At 68.7% G+C, this 15435-nt stretch carries 14 protein-coding genes; 7 read left to right on the top strand and 7 right to left on the bottom strand.

Features of this window, described 5'->3' with window-relative positions:
• Positions 1–115: 115 nt before the first annotated feature.
• On the top strand, positions 116–1591 hold the full coding sequence (locus A5780_RS31130; RefSeq protein WP_064910734.1) for an FAD-dependent oxidoreductase: 1476 nt from the start codon (positions 116–118) through the stop codon (positions 1589–1591).
• Positions 1592–1629: 38 nt separating this feature from the next.
• On the opposite strand, the gene A5780_RS31125 is transcribed toward A5780_RS31130, so the two are convergent.
• Entirely contained in the window at positions 1630–2652 is a 1023-nt protein-coding gene (locus A5780_RS31125; RefSeq protein WP_218022043.1) for a GlxA family transcriptional regulator, read from the bottom strand.
• Positions 2653–2723: 71 nt separating this feature from the next.
• Here A5780_RS31125 and A5780_RS31120 point away from each other — a divergent pair, with 71 nt between their 5' ends.
• From A5780_RS31120 to A5780_RS31110, 3 genes are all read left to right on the top strand, one after another.
• A complete protein-coding gene (locus A5780_RS31120) occupies positions 2724–4112 on the top strand; it encodes an MFS transporter (protein WP_231983158.1) in 1389 nt (462 codons plus the stop codon).
• Between the two features lie 76 nt (positions 4113–4188).
• Positions 4189–4566 (top strand): helix-turn-helix domain-containing protein, encoded by a 378-nt coding sequence (locus A5780_RS40415; RefSeq protein ID WP_231983157.1) that lies wholly within the window; start codon positions 4189–4191, stop codon positions 4564–4566.
• Between the two features lie 122 nt (positions 4567–4688).
• Positions 4689–4940 carry a cold-shock protein gene (locus tag A5780_RS31110; protein ID WP_064906983.1) on the top strand — a complete coding sequence of 84 codons (252 nt, stop codon included), beginning with the start codon at positions 4689–4691 and terminating at the stop codon, positions 4938–4940.
• Here the strand turns inward: A5780_RS31110 and A5780_RS31105 are convergent.
• Positions 4937–5386: a co-chaperone YbbN gene (locus A5780_RS31105; RefSeq protein ID WP_036522809.1), complete on the bottom strand. Its 450-nt coding sequence runs from the start codon at positions 5384–5386 to the stop codon at positions 4937–4939. The two genes, A5780_RS31110 and A5780_RS31105, sit on opposite strands and share 4 nt — an antisense overlap.
• Before the next feature lie 126 nt (positions 5387–5512).
• Here A5780_RS31105 and A5780_RS31100 point away from each other — a divergent pair, with 126 nt between their 5' ends.
• Positions 5513–5698 carry a hypothetical protein gene (locus A5780_RS31100; RefSeq protein ID WP_063015500.1) on the top strand — a complete coding sequence of 62 codons (186 nt, stop codon included), beginning with the start codon at positions 5513–5515 and terminating at the stop codon, positions 5696–5698.
• Between the two features lie 6 nt (positions 5699–5704).
• Here the strand turns inward: A5780_RS31100 and A5780_RS31095 are convergent, their stop codons facing one another.
• The gene (locus tag A5780_RS31095) at positions 5705–6511 is read right to left on the bottom strand and encodes a tyrosine-protein phosphatase (protein WP_082976825.1); all 807 of its coding nucleotides are present in this window, start codon (positions 6509–6511) and stop codon (positions 5705–5707) included.
• Positions 6477–8606, bottom strand: coding sequence for a pyruvate, phosphate dikinase (locus A5780_RS31090; RefSeq protein ID WP_064910732.1), 2130 nt, complete (start codon positions 8604–8606; stop codon positions 6477–6479). Before A5780_RS31090 ends, A5780_RS31095 begins: the two co-directional genes overlap by 35 nt.
• A gap of 275 nt (positions 8607–8881) precedes the next feature.
• On the opposite strand from A5780_RS31090, the gene A5780_RS31085 reads away from it, so the two are divergent.
• Positions 8882–10615, top strand: coding sequence for an AMP-binding protein (locus A5780_RS31085; protein ID WP_197521923.1), 1734 nt, complete (start codon positions 8882–8884; stop codon positions 10613–10615).
• Between the two features lie 44 nt (positions 10616–10659).
• On the opposite strand, the gene A5780_RS31080 is transcribed toward A5780_RS31085, so the two are convergent.
• The 3 genes from A5780_RS31080 to kstD are packed head-to-tail and all read right to left on the bottom strand — an operon-like array spanning position 10660 to position 13978.
• A complete protein-coding gene (locus A5780_RS31080; protein ID WP_063015496.1) occupies positions 10660–11481 on the bottom strand; it encodes an SDR family oxidoreductase in 822 nt (273 codons plus the stop codon).
• Positions 11482–11498: 17 nt separating this feature from the next.
• Positions 11499–12230 (bottom strand): glucose 1-dehydrogenase, encoded by a 732-nt coding sequence (locus tag A5780_RS31075; RefSeq protein ID WP_064910728.1) that lies wholly within the window; start codon positions 12228–12230, stop codon positions 11499–11501.
• A gap of 2 nt (positions 12231–12232) precedes the next feature.
• A complete protein-coding gene (gene kstD, locus A5780_RS31070; RefSeq protein ID WP_064910726.1) occupies positions 12233–13978 on the bottom strand; it encodes a 3-oxosteroid 1-dehydrogenase in 1746 nt (581 codons plus the stop codon).
• A gap of 153 nt (positions 13979–14131) precedes the next feature.
• Between kstD and A5780_RS31065 the strand changes: the two genes are divergently transcribed.
• The gene (locus A5780_RS31065) at positions 14132–15259 is read left to right on the top strand and encodes an LLM class flavin-dependent oxidoreductase (protein WP_064906989.1); all 1128 of its coding nucleotides are present in this window, start codon (positions 14132–14134) and stop codon (positions 15257–15259) included.
• Positions 15260–15435: the final 176 nt, after the last annotated feature.

The following is a 15435-nucleotide window of genomic DNA, read 5'->3' as shown; positions in this document are numbered from 1 at the left end:
GACGCCCTGAAGGCCAAGTTGCTGGACAAGCCGGGCCGCTGAGCCCACCCGCACCCGACCACCGGCACGCCGCGCTCACCGTCGAGCGCGGCGTGCCGCCGAGGAGAGGCAGACCATGCCGGTTCACGCGGTGACGCCACGATCGTCGACCGAGATCACCCGCTACGACCTGGACACCGACGTGCTGGTCGTCGGATACGGATGCGCCGGTGCCGCAGCGGCATTCGAAGCCGCGCGCACGGGAGCGCGAGTCCTGGTGCTCGATCGCGCGGGCGGTCCGGGCGGCTCGTCGGCGATGTCGGGCGGTGAGATCTACCTCGGCGGGGGCACCCCGATCCAAACCGCCTGCGGCTTCGACGACACCCCGGCCGATATGGCCGCCTACCTGACCGCCGCCCTCGGCCCCGGCGCCGACACCGCGAAGATCGCCGACTACTGCGAGCACAGTGTCGAGCATTTCCACTGGCTGGTCGACCGCGGCGTGCCGTTCGCACCGTCGCTCTGGGATGCCCCGGCGTGGGTGCCGCCCACCGACGACGGCCTGATGTGGCTCGGCGAGAACAGCTGGCCCTTCACCGAGATCGCCCGTCCCGCCCCGCGCGGGCATCGGCCGACCGCCAACGACTTCGGCGGTCGCCTGCTGATGCAATGCCTCAGCGCGGCGACCGAATCGGCCGGTGTGACATCCCTTTTCGACACCGCCGCCACCGCGCTGATTCTCGCCGGCGACGGCACGGTCACCGGCGTGGTCGCCCGGCAGTACGGCCGCGAACTGACGATTCGAGTCCGGCGCGGATGTGTCCTCACCACCGGCGGATTCGTCGACAACGACGAGATGCTCGCCGCGCACGCCCCGCTGCTGCTCGGCCATACCAAGGTCAGCGCCGGTACCGACGACGGCAGCGGCATCCGCATGGCGCAGGCCGCGGGTGCGGCGGTGCGGCACATGTCGACGGGGCAGGTGGGGATTTCCCTGATTCCCGGACTGGCAGCGCGCGGAATCGTGGTGAACGACAAGGGACAGCGCTTCGTCAACGAGGACACCTATCCGGGCCGCATCGGCCAGGCGGCGTTGTTCACGCAGGGTATGCGGGTGTGGGTGGTGGTCGACGAGGAAGCGTTCGAGGCCGTGCCGGAAGAACAACGCTGGGGTGTGCAGCCGACCCATCTGGCCGAAACCGCCGACGAACTCGGCGCCGCGATGGATCTGCCGCCGGGCGCATTGGCGGCCACACTGTGCCGCTACAACGAATTCGCCGCTGCCGGAACGGATCCCGACCAACACAAGGCGGCGCGGTGGTTACGTCCGCTGCGCGCCCCGCTGGCGGCCATCGATGTGCGCGCCGGCATTCGCCCGCCCGCCGAAGCCGGCGACCGCCGCGGCACCGGCGCCTCGGTGTTCACGCTCGGCGGTTTGCACACCGACAGGCACGGCCGGGTCCTGGATATCGATGGCGCCGTCATGCCCGGACTGTTCGCCGCCGGCCGCGCGGCGGTCAATCTGCACGGGCAGGGATATATCAGCGGGACGTCGCTCGGTGACGGGACGTTCTTCGGCCGCCGCGCGGGAATTGCCGCGGCGCAGGGTTAGTCACGATCATCGGACCCCTGCGCTGCCGGCGCACCGGTCTACGCCTGTTGCGCCGCCACGACCACCTCGTGCCGATTGCTCCGGTGCGACCGACGGTATTCGCTCGGTGACACACCCACCTCACGCCCGAAGTGGGCGCGCAGATTCGCCGCACTGCCCAGGCCACAGCGCTCGGCCACCACGTCGACGGCGAGGTCGGTGGTTTCCAGCAATTCTCGCGCTCGGATGATGCGCTGGGTGAGCAGCCAGCGCAGCGGGGTCGTGCCCAGTTCGGCATGGAATCGCCGGGCCAGGGTGCGCTCGCTGAGTCCGCTGTGCCGGGCCAGGTCACCGACGGTCAGTACGGTGTCGAGCCGGGTGAGCGCCCACTGCAGGGTCGCGGCCACGCCCGGATCGGCCGCGTCGACCGGCACCGGATTCCGCAGATACTGCGCCTGCCCGCCCGCGCGGTGCGGCGGCACCACCAGTCCGCGCGCGGCGGCATTGGCGACGCGGGAGCCGAGGTCCTTGCGGATCAGGTGGATACACAGATCCATCCCGGCCATGGTTCCCGCGCTGGTGAGAATCTGCCCGTCGTCGATGTAGAGCACGCTCGCGTCGACATCGAGGTGCGGATACCGTTCCAGCAGGGCCGGGACATGCTTCCAGTGTGTGGTCATGCGACGCCCGTCGAGCAGACCGGCCGCCGCGAGAACGAAAGCGCCCGAACACAATGCGGCGATGCGCGCTCCCGCCTCGTAGGCCGCGCGCACGGCCGCCACCAATTCGGCGGGTGGCTCCGCGCGCACGTTCGGGGTCGCCGGGACGACCACGGTGTCGGCCGCGATCAGATCGTCGTAGTCGTAATCGGTCAGCGTGACGAACGGATCGCGCAGCGTCGCATGCCGGGTGCCGCGGGGGCCGCACATGCGCAGTCGATACCACTGCTCGGCGTCGACCCCGGGCGGCGGTTCGAAGAACACCTGGTACGGGATCGCGACCTCGAACACCGGCTGACCCGGCGCCACCGCGACCGCCACTGTTCCGGCGTGTCCGGATTCGCGCATCACCTCGGCAGTCATGTCGGAAATCTAGCGCATGTTGGCGAATCTGCCACTCGATCCGATGGTTCTGCGACTGAATAGTTGCATACATGACAATTACGGCCAATGTTCGCGCGGATATGCCGATCACCCGATCGCCGCGGCGGTGGCGGATTCTGGCGGTGGCGAGCGTCGCGCAATTTCTCGCGATTCTCGACCTCTTCGCAGTCACCGTCGCCTTCCCGACCCTGCAGACCTCCTTCGCCGGCGCCTCTCCGAACACCGTGTCGTGGGTGCTCAACGCCTACACGATCGTGATGGCCGCACTGCTGGTTCCCGCGGGCCGTCTGGCCGACGACACCGGCCGCCGACGTGGATTCCTCATCGGGATGACACTTTTCGGCGTGGCCTCGATCGGCTGCGCGGTCGCGCCGACACTGGTGGTCTTGATCGCCGCGCGGGTCGTGCAGGCCGCGGCGGCGGCGCTGCTGGTTCCGACCGGCCTCGGACTCGTGTTGCCCTCCTTCGACGTTCGTGAACATCCGACGGTGATGGGGATCTGGACCGCGATCGCCGCGGCGGGCGCCAGTAGCGGCCCGGTGATCGGCGGTCTGCTGCTCGAATGGGGGTGGCGGTGGATCTTCTGGCTGAACGTGCCGATCACGATGGCGGCGCTCGCTGTCGGATGGCGGGTACTGCCCGACATCCGGGCGCGGGTGCGGCGCCGGCTCGACCTGCTCGGCGCCGCACTGATTCTCGGCGCCACCGCGGCACTGACGACCGTCTTCGTTCAAGCCGCGGCGTGGGGCTACGGGTCGGCGGCCACGGTCGCGACACTGGCCGCAGCGGTCGCACTCGCGGCGGCCTTCACCTACCACGTGCGACACCATCCCGATCCGGTGGTCAGTCCGGCTGTGTTGCGGCACAGCATGTTTCGCATCGCCACCCTGGGCGTGTTCTGCTACTACCTGGCCTTCGCGGCCCTGTTGCTCTCGGGCACCCTGTATCTCACCGCGCAGTGGCACTACTCCGAACTGGGAGCCAGCCTGGGGATCGCACCGATTCCGATCAGCTGCCTGCTGGTGTCACCACTGTCCGGCCGCCTCGTCGCTCGCATCGGCGCCCGTGCCTCCGCCGCGCTGGGTGGGCTCGCCATCGCGGCGGGCGCGGGGTGGTGGATCGCTCTGAGCGGTTGCGGCGCTTCGTATCCGCTGGTCTTCCTGCCGGGAGCCGTGCTCGCGGGCGTCAGTACGGCCCTGTTGCAACCGCCGCTGTTCGGCGCCTCGTCGTTGCTGCCGCCGGATCAACTGTCCCTGGGTTCGGGCACGTTGATGATGGCGCGCCAGACCGCGTCGGCACTCGGCGTCGCCGTGCTGACCGCGATCCTCACCCGCACCGCGGGCTACGACCTCGCCGATTTCCGCGCCTGCTGGCTCTATATGGCGGCGATGGGATTGCTGGCCGCGGCAGCGGGGTGGGCGTTCCGTCCGCGCACATGACCGGATCCGACAGTGATCCGTCGTTGCGATCGCCACGGGGCAACCCAGAGGATGGGAGCCATGTCATCGAAGCATCGTGTGGTTATCGCGGCCTTTCCGGACGTGGATCTGCTCGACGTCACCGGCCCGCCGCGATATCGAACAACTGCGTACCTACATCGCGGAAAATCTCGACGCCGATTTGTCCGCCGCCGCACTGGCGAGCCGAATGTGCCTGAGCGAGCGGCATTTCGCGCGGGTGTTCCGGCAGGAGATGGGGCTCACCGTGGCCGCCTACGTCGAAGCCGCGCGCGTCGAGTCGGCCCGGCGGTTGCTGGAAACCAGCGACTTTCCGCTATCGCGCGTAGCCCGGTCCGCCGGACTGGGTTCGGTGGAGACCCTGCACCGGGCGTTCCTGCGACGGCTGGGTACCAACCCCGGCGCGTACCGCCGGCGGTTCCGCACCTCCGCCTGATCTTCCCTGCGACGACCGGACCGGGCGACCGCCCGGCCCGGCGCTCCGTCATGCCCGAAAAAGACTGTCCTCCAAGGAAAGAAGGTAGTCATGACCGCCGTCGCGACTGACATCATGGACCGATGGCGATCGGAACCGTGAAATTCTTCCGTCCGGCGAAGGGCTGGGGCGCGATCGCCGCGGCGGAACTCCCGGACGGCTGCGACGCCTGGGTGCACTTCAGCGCTATCGAGGGCGAGGGCTTTCGAGAGCTGGCCGCGGGCGATCGCGTGGAATTCGACTACGAGTCCGCACAGCAGGACAGCTTTCGATACCGGGCCACACGGGTGCGGCGCATCGACGTGGACGGTCACCGCAGGTCAGCGGAGGGTTAGCCGGGGTTCAGACCCGGCCAGCCGTAGTGCGGTCGGCCGGTGGCGGCGCCGGCGCGGGCCATCGGCGGGTTCGGTGCGGGGACGGCCGGGGTCCGGGCGCCGAGTTGCCGGCGCATCTCGTCCATGTCGAGCCAGCGGATCTGCTGGATGACCTCTTCCAGTTGGGCGGCGGTCCGGAAGCCCGGATCGGAGTAGACGAGCAAGCCCTCGCGGAAGGCGACGAGGGTCGGCAAGCTGGTGATCTGGGCGGCGGCGGTAAGGGCCTGCTCGGCCTCGGTGTCCACGGTGGCGTGCACGATCTCCGGGTGCGCGGCCGCGGATTCGGCGAAGATCGGAGCGAAGCGGGTACACCAGCCGCACCAGGAGGCCCAGAAGTCGACGAGCACGATCGCATGGCTCGCGATCACCTGCTCGAAGTTCTGCTGGGTCAACGGTTGGGTGGGCATGGGTTCCTCCCGGCGTCGGCCATCGTCGATTCCGGATTCTCCCATGGATCGCCGGTCACAGCAGGGTTCGAGCCGGCGGCTCATCGAGCGCTGTCGGACGGCGGCCCGGCTGAGTATCGTGGAGTCATGGGTATGGGCGACCACCCGCAACGAACACCGCTCTACGGCGTGGTGCTGCTGTTGGGCGTTCTGTTCCTGGGTATCTGGGTGCACGAGCTGCCGTATGTCGGCCTGCAGGTCCTGGCCTACATCCTGCTCATCATGATTGCCGCACCCGCCTTCGTGATGACCTTCCGCGACTATTCGCGGTGAGGGCCTTCACCACCCGGTGACCAGAGCGGCTCGCAACATCGTCAGCTCCTCGGCCGTCAGCCCGTGCTCGCGCAGCCACCGGGCGGCACCGCCGTGGTCGCGGCGCAGGTCGTCGAGGAACCGCAGCATCACGGCCGCTTCGACAGCCAGGATCCCGGTGCTCGTCGGCGGCAGCCCGGCATAGGAGTTCAGCGCGTCGAGCCGGTTGCGGACCCGCGTCATCCGCTCGTTGGTGAGGGCGTAGTCCGCGGCGATCACCTCCGGCGCCACCCCCACCGCATCGAGCAGTACCGCCGCCAATACTCCGGTGCGATCCTTACCTGCCGCGCAATGGAATACGACCGCCTGCCGGTCGGCATCAGCGACCAGCCGCGCCGCGGCGACGATCTCCTCCGGACTGCCGGCGAGCAGCTGTCCGTACAGCTGCGCCAGATCCACGCGGGTCTTGTCCGGCACCAGATCCCGTGCGGCGAGCGAGGATTGCGCCGATTTGCGGACCGGCAGGTTCACCTTCTCGATCGCCGCGGTGGCCAGGAGGCCGTAGCCTTCCCGCTCCACCTCGTCGGGTAGCCGCAGGTCGATCAGGGTGCGCATCCCGACCGAGCCCAGGAGCAACGCCACATCCGCCTCGGTCGCCTGCTGCAGGGTGCTCGACCGCAGCGCCACGCCGAATCGCGTCGTACCGCCGCCGACCGGCAGCCCGCCGAGATCGCGGACGTTGTCGATTTCCTCGAAGTCGACCCAGCGCCGGGTCGCGTCGAATTCCCGGACGATCGGATTACTCGGCACGGCCGGCCGCCGCTTCGTCGGCACGGCTGAGTCCGCACAACCCGATCAGATCTTCGTGCAGTTCGAACCACACGGTGTGATAGCTGTCCATGATCGGCCGCGCCACCCAGGCGTGGTCACCGTCGGCGATCCGCTCGACGGCCGTCTCCAGCCGTTCGCGGTACCGGGCCAGCCGCGGCGCGATCGATCCCAGCCGCTCGGCCAGCGGCCGCACCCGGGTGTGCAGGTCGGTGAGCCGGTCCAGCACCGCCGCATCGTATTCGGCGTCGCCGTGGTCGTTGGGTGTGGCCGCATCCTTCATCTGCCATGCGGTCACGATCTGCTTCAGCTCCGCGTTGACCACGCAGAAGTCCTCGTAGGCGGCGGTCATGGCGGCGGTGTCGACCCCGCCGCGTTCGGCGATCAGCAACTCGACCAGGCGATTTCGCCCATCGGGTGTCAACCGCACACCCGCGGGCGTGTCGGCGCACAAACCGCCGGCCACCAGATCCGCGCAGCGCGCGCTCACCTCGTCCGCGTCGCCGCCCAGGCTCGCGGCCACCGCGTCACCGCGCACCCGGCCCTTCACCCCGATCAGCCGCAGCAGTTCCAGTTCACTCACGGTTCGGACAACACCTTCTGCCACAACGACTTCCGCGTCACCGGCGAGCGTCCCCGCGAGTTCATCGGGTGCCACGTCCGCCCATTCAGCGAGCCTGCGCACATCGTCGAGGACCGCGCCGTCCACATCTCCACCGGCGACCTCGCCCGCCCACACCACGCCGGCGCCGCCGTCGACGGTGACAGTGCGCCCCGCGAGCGCGTCCACAACACCCGGGCCGCATCCGACGACACACGGCCGCCCGAGTTCCCGGCTCACCAGAGCGGCATGCGAGGTGGTACCACCCAATTCGGTGACCACCGCACGGGCCGCGATCATGCCGGGCAGATCATCGGGACTGGTCGTCGGCCGGACGAGGACGACGTCCTCCCCCGCCGCCGCGCGCGCCTCGGCCTCGTCGGGGTCCGCGACCGCGACACCGAAAGCCAAACCGGGACAGGCCGATTCGCCGCGAGCCAGCGCTTCGCCCGCACCCGCCGCCGTGGTCGCGGGCTGCAGGACGACGCGAATCTGGTCGGCTCCGACCCGCCGCAGTGCCTCCTCCGGGGTGATCAGCCCTTCCTCCGCCATCGCGACAGCGGCCCGCACCGCCGCCCGCGCCGAACGCTTCGCCGGACGCGACTGCAGCATCCACAGCGTGCCCGATTCCACGGTGAATTCGATGTCCTGGATATCGCGCCCGTCGCGTTCGAGCAGGTCCGCGGCGGCGATCAGCCGGTCGTGCACCTGTGGCTGGGTGGCGGCGAGGTCGCTCAGCGGCCGCGGCGTGGTGCGGCCGGACACCACATCCTCGCCCTGCCCACCGACCAGCCATTCCCCGTAGGCCGGCCCGTCACCGGTGTTCGGGTTGCGGCTGAACAGCACGCCTGTGCCGGACGCGTCGTCGAGGTTGCCGAACACCATCGCCTGCACGGTGACCGCGGTGCCGAGGTCGTCGGACACGCCGCGGTTGCGTCGATACGCCTTGGCGCGCACCGAATCCCACGACCGGAACACCGCGGTGATCGCCGCGCGCAGCTGTTCCCACGGGTCCGCCGGCACCACGCCCTCGGGCGTCTGCAGCACCGTCTCGCGATATTGCGCCCGGAAGCGCCGATGCGTGTCGGCGGCATAGCCGGCGCTGCCGGTCGCCGCGGCGAGCGCCTGTTCGACGCCGTCGTTGATGCCGAGGTTGAGAACGGTGTCCATCATGCCGGGCATGCTCACGGCCGCGCCCGAGCGCACGGATACCAGTAGCGGTCGGCGGATCGAGCCGAAGGTGCGGCCGGTGCCGTGTTCGAGCATGGCGACGCCGTCGCAGACCGCACGCCAGATATCGTCGGCGATCGCGCCCCGCTCGGTGAAATCACGCCACGCGTCGGTGGTGAGCACGAATGCCGGAGGCACCGGCAACCCGAGCCCGCTCATGTGGTTGATACTCCAGGCCTTGCCACCTATCCGGTCCCGCGACAACGGGCAGTTGCCGTCCAGTCCGACGACGGTCTCGGATCGTTGGGCCAGCTCCGCACCCGCGGTCATGTCACTCCTTCGGTCCATCCATCGAGGCATCGAACCCCCTGCCGCCCCGGTCATCCTTCGAGAGTGCCGCCGACCGGCTCGGGCCAGTAGCGATGGTCCCGCTCAGCGGATGCCGGACCCGCCGGTGCGCGCGCGATACCACTGACCGGGACTCGCGGTGTGCGAACGGTCTGCGCGGCACCTGCCTGCGGCACCATGGGCCGTGGACCGCCCGACCGGCGGCCGGCGAGGTGTGTTCGACAGGGTATATCCGGACAGCGATGGTGTGCGAAGAGATGACGGCGGAGCCGGAATTTCCGACAGCGTGGACGACGATCCCGGCTCTGGTATCCGAACAGGCACGCCGGAACGGGTCGACCGTCGCGATCGTCGAGGGCCGGACCCGCCTCACCTACGCCGAACTCCACGTCGAGGCGTCGCGGGTGACCCGTGCGGCGATGGCCTGCGGCGTGGCCGCCGGGGATCGCGTCGCGATCTGGGCGCCCAACAGTGCGCGCTGGATCGTGACGGCACTGGGCCTGCTCGGCGCGGGGGCCACCCTGGTCCCGATCGGCACCCGGCTGCGCGGACCGGAAGCGGCGGACATTCTGCGCCGCACCCGATGCCGTGGGCTGTTCACGGTGCGCGGATTTCTGGGAATCGACTATCCGAGCCTGCTCACGGATCAGGGCGTCCTGCCGATCCTGGATTTCACGGTCCTGCTGTCCGACACGCGCACGACGGACAGCACCGGCGCCGCGACCGAGATCGCCTACTCCCGCCGCACAGCGGCGGATCGACAGACAGCCGACGATGTGCTCGCATCCGCCGGAGCATCGGGGTCGCATCGGGACTCCGCCGGAACCGGTGCCCAGTCGTCCCCGGCCGGGTGCCGGTCGGGCAGCGCACCGACCGGCTGGCGGGCGTTCCTGGCCGGAGCCGAGCGAATCCCGTTGTCGGACGCGCGGTCCCGCACCGACGCGGTATCTGCGGAAGCAGTCTCCGACATTCTGTTCACCTCCGGCACGACCGGCACGCCCAAGGGAGTCCTGACGACCCATCGGCAAACCCTGGCCGTGCTGGATCGGTGGGCGAGCGCGGTCACCTTGCGCCACGGTGATCGCTGCCTGCTGGTCAATCCGTTCTCGCACACCTTCGGATACAAGGCGGGCATCGTCGCCTGCCTGTTGCGGGCGGCCACCATGTTTCCGGTGGCGGTGTTCGATCCACGATCCGCGGCGGATCTCATGACGGCCGAGCGAATCACCGTACTCGCCGGCCCGCCGACGGTGTTCACCGATCTGCTCGCGGTGGAGCGGTCCTACCCGGAGCTGCGACTGGCCGGCACCGGCGGCACGGCGATCCCGGCGGAGCTGATCGCCCGGATGCGCGCCGACCTCGGCGCCGATCAGGTGTTCACCGCCTACGGTCTCACCGAATCCGTCGGCGTGGTCGCGGTCTGCCCGCCCGGCACGGATATCGAGCGCACCGCCCACACCGTGGGTAAAGCTCTGCCGGGCAGCGAAATTCGCATCCTGGGTACCGATGGTCGCGAGGTGCCGGTCGGTACGCCGGGCCGGATCGTGGTGCGCGGCCCGAATGTGATGGACGGATATCTCGACGACGCGGACGCCACTGCCGCCGCGGTCGATCCGCGGGGGTGGCTGCATACCGGTGACGTCGGCGCTCTCGACTCCGACGGTTATCTGCGGGTCACCGATCGGCTCGAGGATATGTTCATCGTCGGCGGTTTCAACGTCTCTCCGGCCGAGGTCGAACAGACATTGCGCGGCTTTCCGGGGATCGCCGAGGTCGCGGTCGTCGGCGTACCCGACGAGCGCCTCGGAGAGGTCGGCGCCGCCTTCGTGGTGCCCTCCGGGACGGCGCCGTTCGACGCGGACGATCTGCTCGCGTGGTGTCGCACCCGGTTGGCCGGATACAAGATTCCGCGCACGGTGCGGATCCTCGACCGGTTGCCTCGCACTCCCGCGGGAAAGGTGCACAAGCGCCGATTACGTTGCGCGCAATGATGTTCGCGGCCGGGCCGGTGATCGCCGGCCCGGCCGCGAGTGGGCTACTTGCCGACTTCGTTGCGCATCTGCGCGGTGAGGATCTTCTGATATCCGGAACCGAAGATCCGCGGCAGCAGGTCGATCATCCGGGCGTCGTTGCCGATCAGCACCTTCGCCTTGTCCTTGCGAATGCCGTCGACGATCGCCTTGGCGGCCTGCTCCGGACTGGTCTTGGCGAGCCGGTCGAAGTTGGCGGCCAGCGCATCGCGGTCCCGGGTGGCGCCCGCGCGCGCCTTCCACGCGATCTCGGTCCGAATCATGCCGGGATGGACGCAGCTCACCGCGACGTTGTGCCCGGCGATCTTCATCTCCTGGCGCAACGCGTCGGTGAAGCCCCGGATCGCGAACTTCGTCGCGTTGTAGGCACCCTGGGTCGGGCACGCGGCCAGGCCGAACATACTCGACACATTGACGATCGCGCCGTCACCGGACGCGATCACGTGCGGAAGAAAGGCTTTCGTCCCGTAGGCCACGCCCCAGAAGTTGATGTTGACGATCCATTCGAAATCGTCCCAGCTGACCTCTTCGGTGCTGGCGGTCAGCGACACACCCGCGTTGTTGACCACGATGTTCACCCCACCGAAATCGCCGGCCACCTGGTCGGCGTGGGCGTACACCGCGTCGCGGTCGGTGACGTCGAGACGGTAGGCGCGAGCGTGTGCGCCCTTCTTCTCACACAGTGCGGCGGTCTCGGCGACATTGTCGATATTGCGGCCGGACAGGGCCAGGCGCGCGCCGTGGCCGGCCAGCTCCAATGCCACCGCACGGCCGATGCCGGCGCCGGCGCCGGTGATCACGGCGGTCTTACCTGCGAAATTCTTCACCGCGGAAATCCTTTGTGTCAGTGGGAGGTGAATCCGCCGTCGGCGACGAATTCCGAACCGGTGCTGTAACCGGACTCGTCGGAAATGAGGAACAGCACGAGATTCGCCAATTCCTCGGGAGTGCCGGGACGCGCCAACGGCTGATCGTGGAACATCGAATTCGACCGCGCCGAATCGGTCGTCATTTCGGTCATCACCACACCCGGATGCACCGAGTTGACGCGAATTCCCATGGGGCCGAACTCTTGTGCCGCGGTTTTGGTCATGCCGCGCACCGCCCATTTGGAGGCGGTGTAACCGAGGATGTTGGAGAAGCCGATGATCCCGCCGACCGAGGAGATGTTCACGATCGACCCGCCACCGGCCCGCCGCATCGATCCGACAACGGCCTTCATACCCAGGAAGACACCGACCTGATTGACGTCGATCACCTTGCGGTAGTCGGCTTCGGCGAGGGTTTCGATCGGATCCACATGCACGATGCCAGCATTGTTGACCAGGCCCGATACTGGTCCGAACGCCGATTCCGCCTGCGCGACAACGTCGTTCCACGCGGCTTCGTCGGTCACGTCGTGGGTGAGGAACAGCGCCGCATCGCCCAGTCGTGCGGCGGTGTGCTTGCCCTCCTCCGCCAGCACATCGGTGATCACGACGGAGGCGCCTTCGGAGACGAGCCGCTGCGCGAACGCCGCGCCCATTCCCCGGGCTCCGCCGGTGACGACGACCGTTTTACCGTCGATCCTGCCCATGGTCACTCCTGTCCCGTGCGTGCGGCGGGCTTGCGGCCGTTGGTCACCCGCTTCGAGGCCGATGCGGCGGCCGCGGTCTGCGGTTCGCGGGCGTCGGCGAGATGGTTGGCGGCGATGTACCCGAAGACCATGGCGGGCCCGATCGTCGCGCCCGCGCCCGCGTAGTCGTTACCCATGACCGACGCCGAATTGTTGCCCGCGGCATACAAACCCGCGACCGGCGCGTTCTGTTCGTCGAGCACGCGGGCATATTCGTCGGTGCACAGCCCGCCCTTGGTGCCCAGGTCGCCCGGCACCATTTCCACGGCGTAGAACGGCCCTCGCTCGAGCGGGGCCAGACAGGGATTCGGCTGCACGGTGGGATCGCCGTAATACCGGTCGTAGGCGGAATCGCCGCGACCGTAATCCTCGTCGCGCCCGCTGCGGGCGAAACCGTTGAAGCGCTGCACCGTGGCCGCCAACGCCGCCGCGGGAACGCCGATCTTGTTCGCCAGCTGCTCGAGGGTATCGGCCTGGGTGATGATTCCGGCGTCGAGATACTTCCGCGGAATCGGGCGCCTCGGGAAATTGCCGAGGAACAGATACCGGTCCCGGAAGGTCTGATCCATGATGAAGTACGCCGGGATGTGGTCCACCCCTGCGGCCTGCCGCTCGTACATGGTGTGCACGACATTCACATACGGCGCCGACTCGTTGACGAACCGTTCCCCGGCGTGATTGACCATGATGCCGCCGGGTTGCGCGCGTTCGGCCAGGCAGAAGAACGGCGGCCCCTCGGGGTTGCGCACCGAGGGTCCCCACCACGCGTCGTCCATGAGATCGACCGCGCCGCCCGCCTTCTGGCCCGCGACGATGCCCTCGCCGACGTTCTCGGTGGCGCCGACCGTCCAGTCGGTGGACTGCGGCCCGGAGATGTACTGCTTGCGCATCTCCAGGTTGTGTTCGAAACCGCCCGCCGCCAGCACCACGCCGCGACGCGCCTTGATCAGCACCGGAACGCCCTGGTGTTCGGCGCGCACCCCGACCACCGCGCCGGCCTCGGCGACCAGCTCGGTCAGCGGGGTGTTCAGCCAAACCGGCACCCCGGCGTCGCGCAGTGACAGCCACAGCCGCGCGGCCAGGGCCTTGCCCAGGCTCAGCGGCAGCCGGCCGCGCAGCTTGTTCGCCACGGCCTGCGCCCCCACCTTCATCGCGGTGCGCTTACCCGCCCAGGTGCGGGCGATCATGTTCAGATCGTGGAAGTCGCTGACGGTGAAGGCGATTCCCTTCGGCCCCGACATGGTGGGCTGGTTGATCTTGTGCAGATCACCACCGAGCAGCCGGCCGTCGATCGGAGCCGGTTCGATGCTGCGTCCCTGAGCCAGCCCGCCCGGGAATTCGGGGTGGTAGTCGGAGTAGCCGCGGTCGTAGACGAACTGCCAGTACTTGCTGCGCGCCCCGATGTAGCGCATCATCTCCGGCCCGTGATCGAGGAAGGCACGCTGCTTTTCCTCCGGAACGCGGTCGCCCACAACGGCTTTCAGATATGTCCGAGCCAGTTCGGGACTGTCCGGCACACCCGCGGCCTGCAACACCGGATTGTTCGGGATCCAGATACCGCCACCGGAGCGCGCGGTGGATCCGCCGAAGCTGCGGCTCTTCTCGATCAGCGTCACCGACAGCCCGCGATAGGCGGCGGTCAATGCCGCGGTCATACCGGCCGCGCCCGAGCCGACGACCACCACGTCGAATTCGAATTCCTGTGTCATCCGTCCTTCTTCCCCGTCGTTGCATTCGACGCTATGGCCGCTCGGCCGCGCCGACACGACGCGGTCCCGACCAGCGGGACTTCGGGCTGACCAGTGCGGGTCCGGAAAGGACTATTTCGATTAGGCATACTCGCGACGACAGGGAGCACGCGGATGAAGTTCTCGATGATCTTCGAAGCCCAGATGACCGATCCGACCGCCGAGCACGAGGCGCAGGTGCTGCGCGACTGTGTGGAGCAAGCCGTGCTGGCCGACGAGATGGGCTTCGACACCGTCTGGGCCGTCGAGCACCACGGGCTCAAGTGGTACGCGCATATGAGCGCCCCCGAGATCTTCCTGACCTGGGTGGCGGCCAAGACACAGCGCATCCGGATCGGCCACGGCGTGGTGTGCATGCCCTTCAACTTCAACCATCCGGTGCGCGCGGCCGAGCGTGCGGCGATGCTGGACGTGCTCTCCGGCGGCCGGCTGAATCTGGGGGCCGGGCGCGGTGCGACACCGGTCGAGACCTCCATGTGCGGGGTGGACCCGGCACGCACCTATGCCGAGGTCGAGGAGTCGCTGCGGATGATCGGCACCGCGTGGCAAGAACCCGAAGGCGACTTCGAGTATCACGGCGACCTGCTCGACATCGAGCCGCACGCGCTGCTGCCGCGTCCGGTGCAGCGACCGCATCCGCCGCTGTTCATGGCATGCACCAAGAAAGACACCCTGAAGCTGGCCGCCGACTACGGAATCGGCGCTCTGGTACTGGGTTTCGCGGGTGTGGCGGAAATCGCGGAACTGCGCCGCACCTACGACGAGGCGATCGCGGCCCGCACCGGTGAGCGGTTCGTCTCGACGGTGACCAACGACCACTTCGCCGCCCTGTGCCCCACCATCGTGCTCGACGACCGGGAGCGGGCGCAGCAGATCGGCGCGCGCGGCCAGCGGTTCTTCGCGCAGTCGATCAAGCACTACTACGGCGCGGGCCCGGTGCCGGACGAGGCCGTGGATCCCACCGTGGACGAGGTGGCGCGGATCAAGGAGGCCGCCGACGAACACGTCGCCTACCTGCACGAGGCCAAGATTCCGGTGAAGGCGGGGTCGACCTCGGTGTTCAACGCCGACCACGCCTACGGCAGCCCGGAGGACGCGATCGCCTACGTCGAACGCCTGCGCGATGCCGGCGCCGACGAGATCCTGTGCCTGATCCAGATGGGCACGGTGCCTCAGGAGGCATGCCTCGAGACGATCCGGCACTGGGGCGAAAAGGTCATCCCGCACTTCCGGAATCAGTGAACCCGTCACAGCCGAACCACGCGCCGATCTCGCTCATCGAGACTGCCGCGAGCCGAGTACGCCGCATGCGGCGCAGGATCTCGGCATATTTTCGAGGAGGAGAAGTCGAATGGTCGATCTCACAGGCAAAGTCGCGTTGATCACCGGCGCGGCACGCGGGCAGGGTGCGGCGGAGG

The sequence above is a fragment of the Nocardia sp. 852002-20019_SCH5090214 genome (assembly GCF_001665865.1).
GTDB classification, from domain to species: domain Bacteria; phylum Actinomycetota; class Actinomycetes; order Mycobacteriales; family Mycobacteriaceae; genus Nocardia; species Nocardia nova.
The sequence above is the reverse complement of the archived record's forward strand: the minus strand, read 5'-3'. Positions and strand labels throughout refer to the sequence as shown.

Coding starts and splice junctions, on each gene's coding strand:
- A5780_RS31130 (WP_064910734.1), top strand. CDS start 116: ATGCCGGTTCACGCGGTGACGCCACGATCGTCGACCGAGATCACCCGC.
- A5780_RS31125 (WP_218022043.1), bottom strand. CDS start 2,652: ATGACTGCCGAGGTGATGCGCGAATCCGGACACGCCGGAACAGTGGCG.
- A5780_RS31120 (WP_231983158.1), top strand. CDS start 2,724: ATGACAATTACGGCCAATGTTCGCGCGGATATGCCGATCACCCGATCG.
- A5780_RS31110 (WP_064906983.1), top strand. CDS start 4,689: ATGGCGATCGGAACCGTGAAATTCTTCCGTCCGGCGAAGGGCTGGGGC.
- A5780_RS31105 (WP_036522809.1), bottom strand. CDS start 5,386: ATGCCCACCCAACCGTTGACCCAGCAGAACTTCGAGCAGGTGATCGCG.
- A5780_RS31100 (WP_063015500.1), top strand. CDS start 5,513: ATGGGTATGGGCGACCACCCGCAACGAACACCGCTCTACGGCGTGGTG.
- A5780_RS31090 (WP_064910732.1), bottom strand. CDS start 8,606: ATGACCGCGGGTGCGGAGCTGGCCCAACGATCCGAGACCGTCGTCGGA.
- A5780_RS31085 (WP_197521923.1), top strand. CDS start 8,882: ATGACGGCGGAGCCGGAATTTCCGACAGCGTGGACGACGATCCCGGCT.
- A5780_RS31075 (WP_064910728.1), bottom strand. CDS start 12,230: ATGGGCAGGATCGACGGTAAAACGGTCGTCGTCACCGGCGGAGCCCGG.
- kstD (WP_064910726.1), bottom strand. CDS start 13,978: ATGACACAGGAATTCGAATTCGACGTGGTGGTCGTCGGCTCGGGCGCG.
- A5780_RS31065 (WP_064906989.1), top strand. CDS start 14,132: ATGAAGTTCTCGATGATCTTCGAAGCCCAGATGACCGATCCGACCGCC.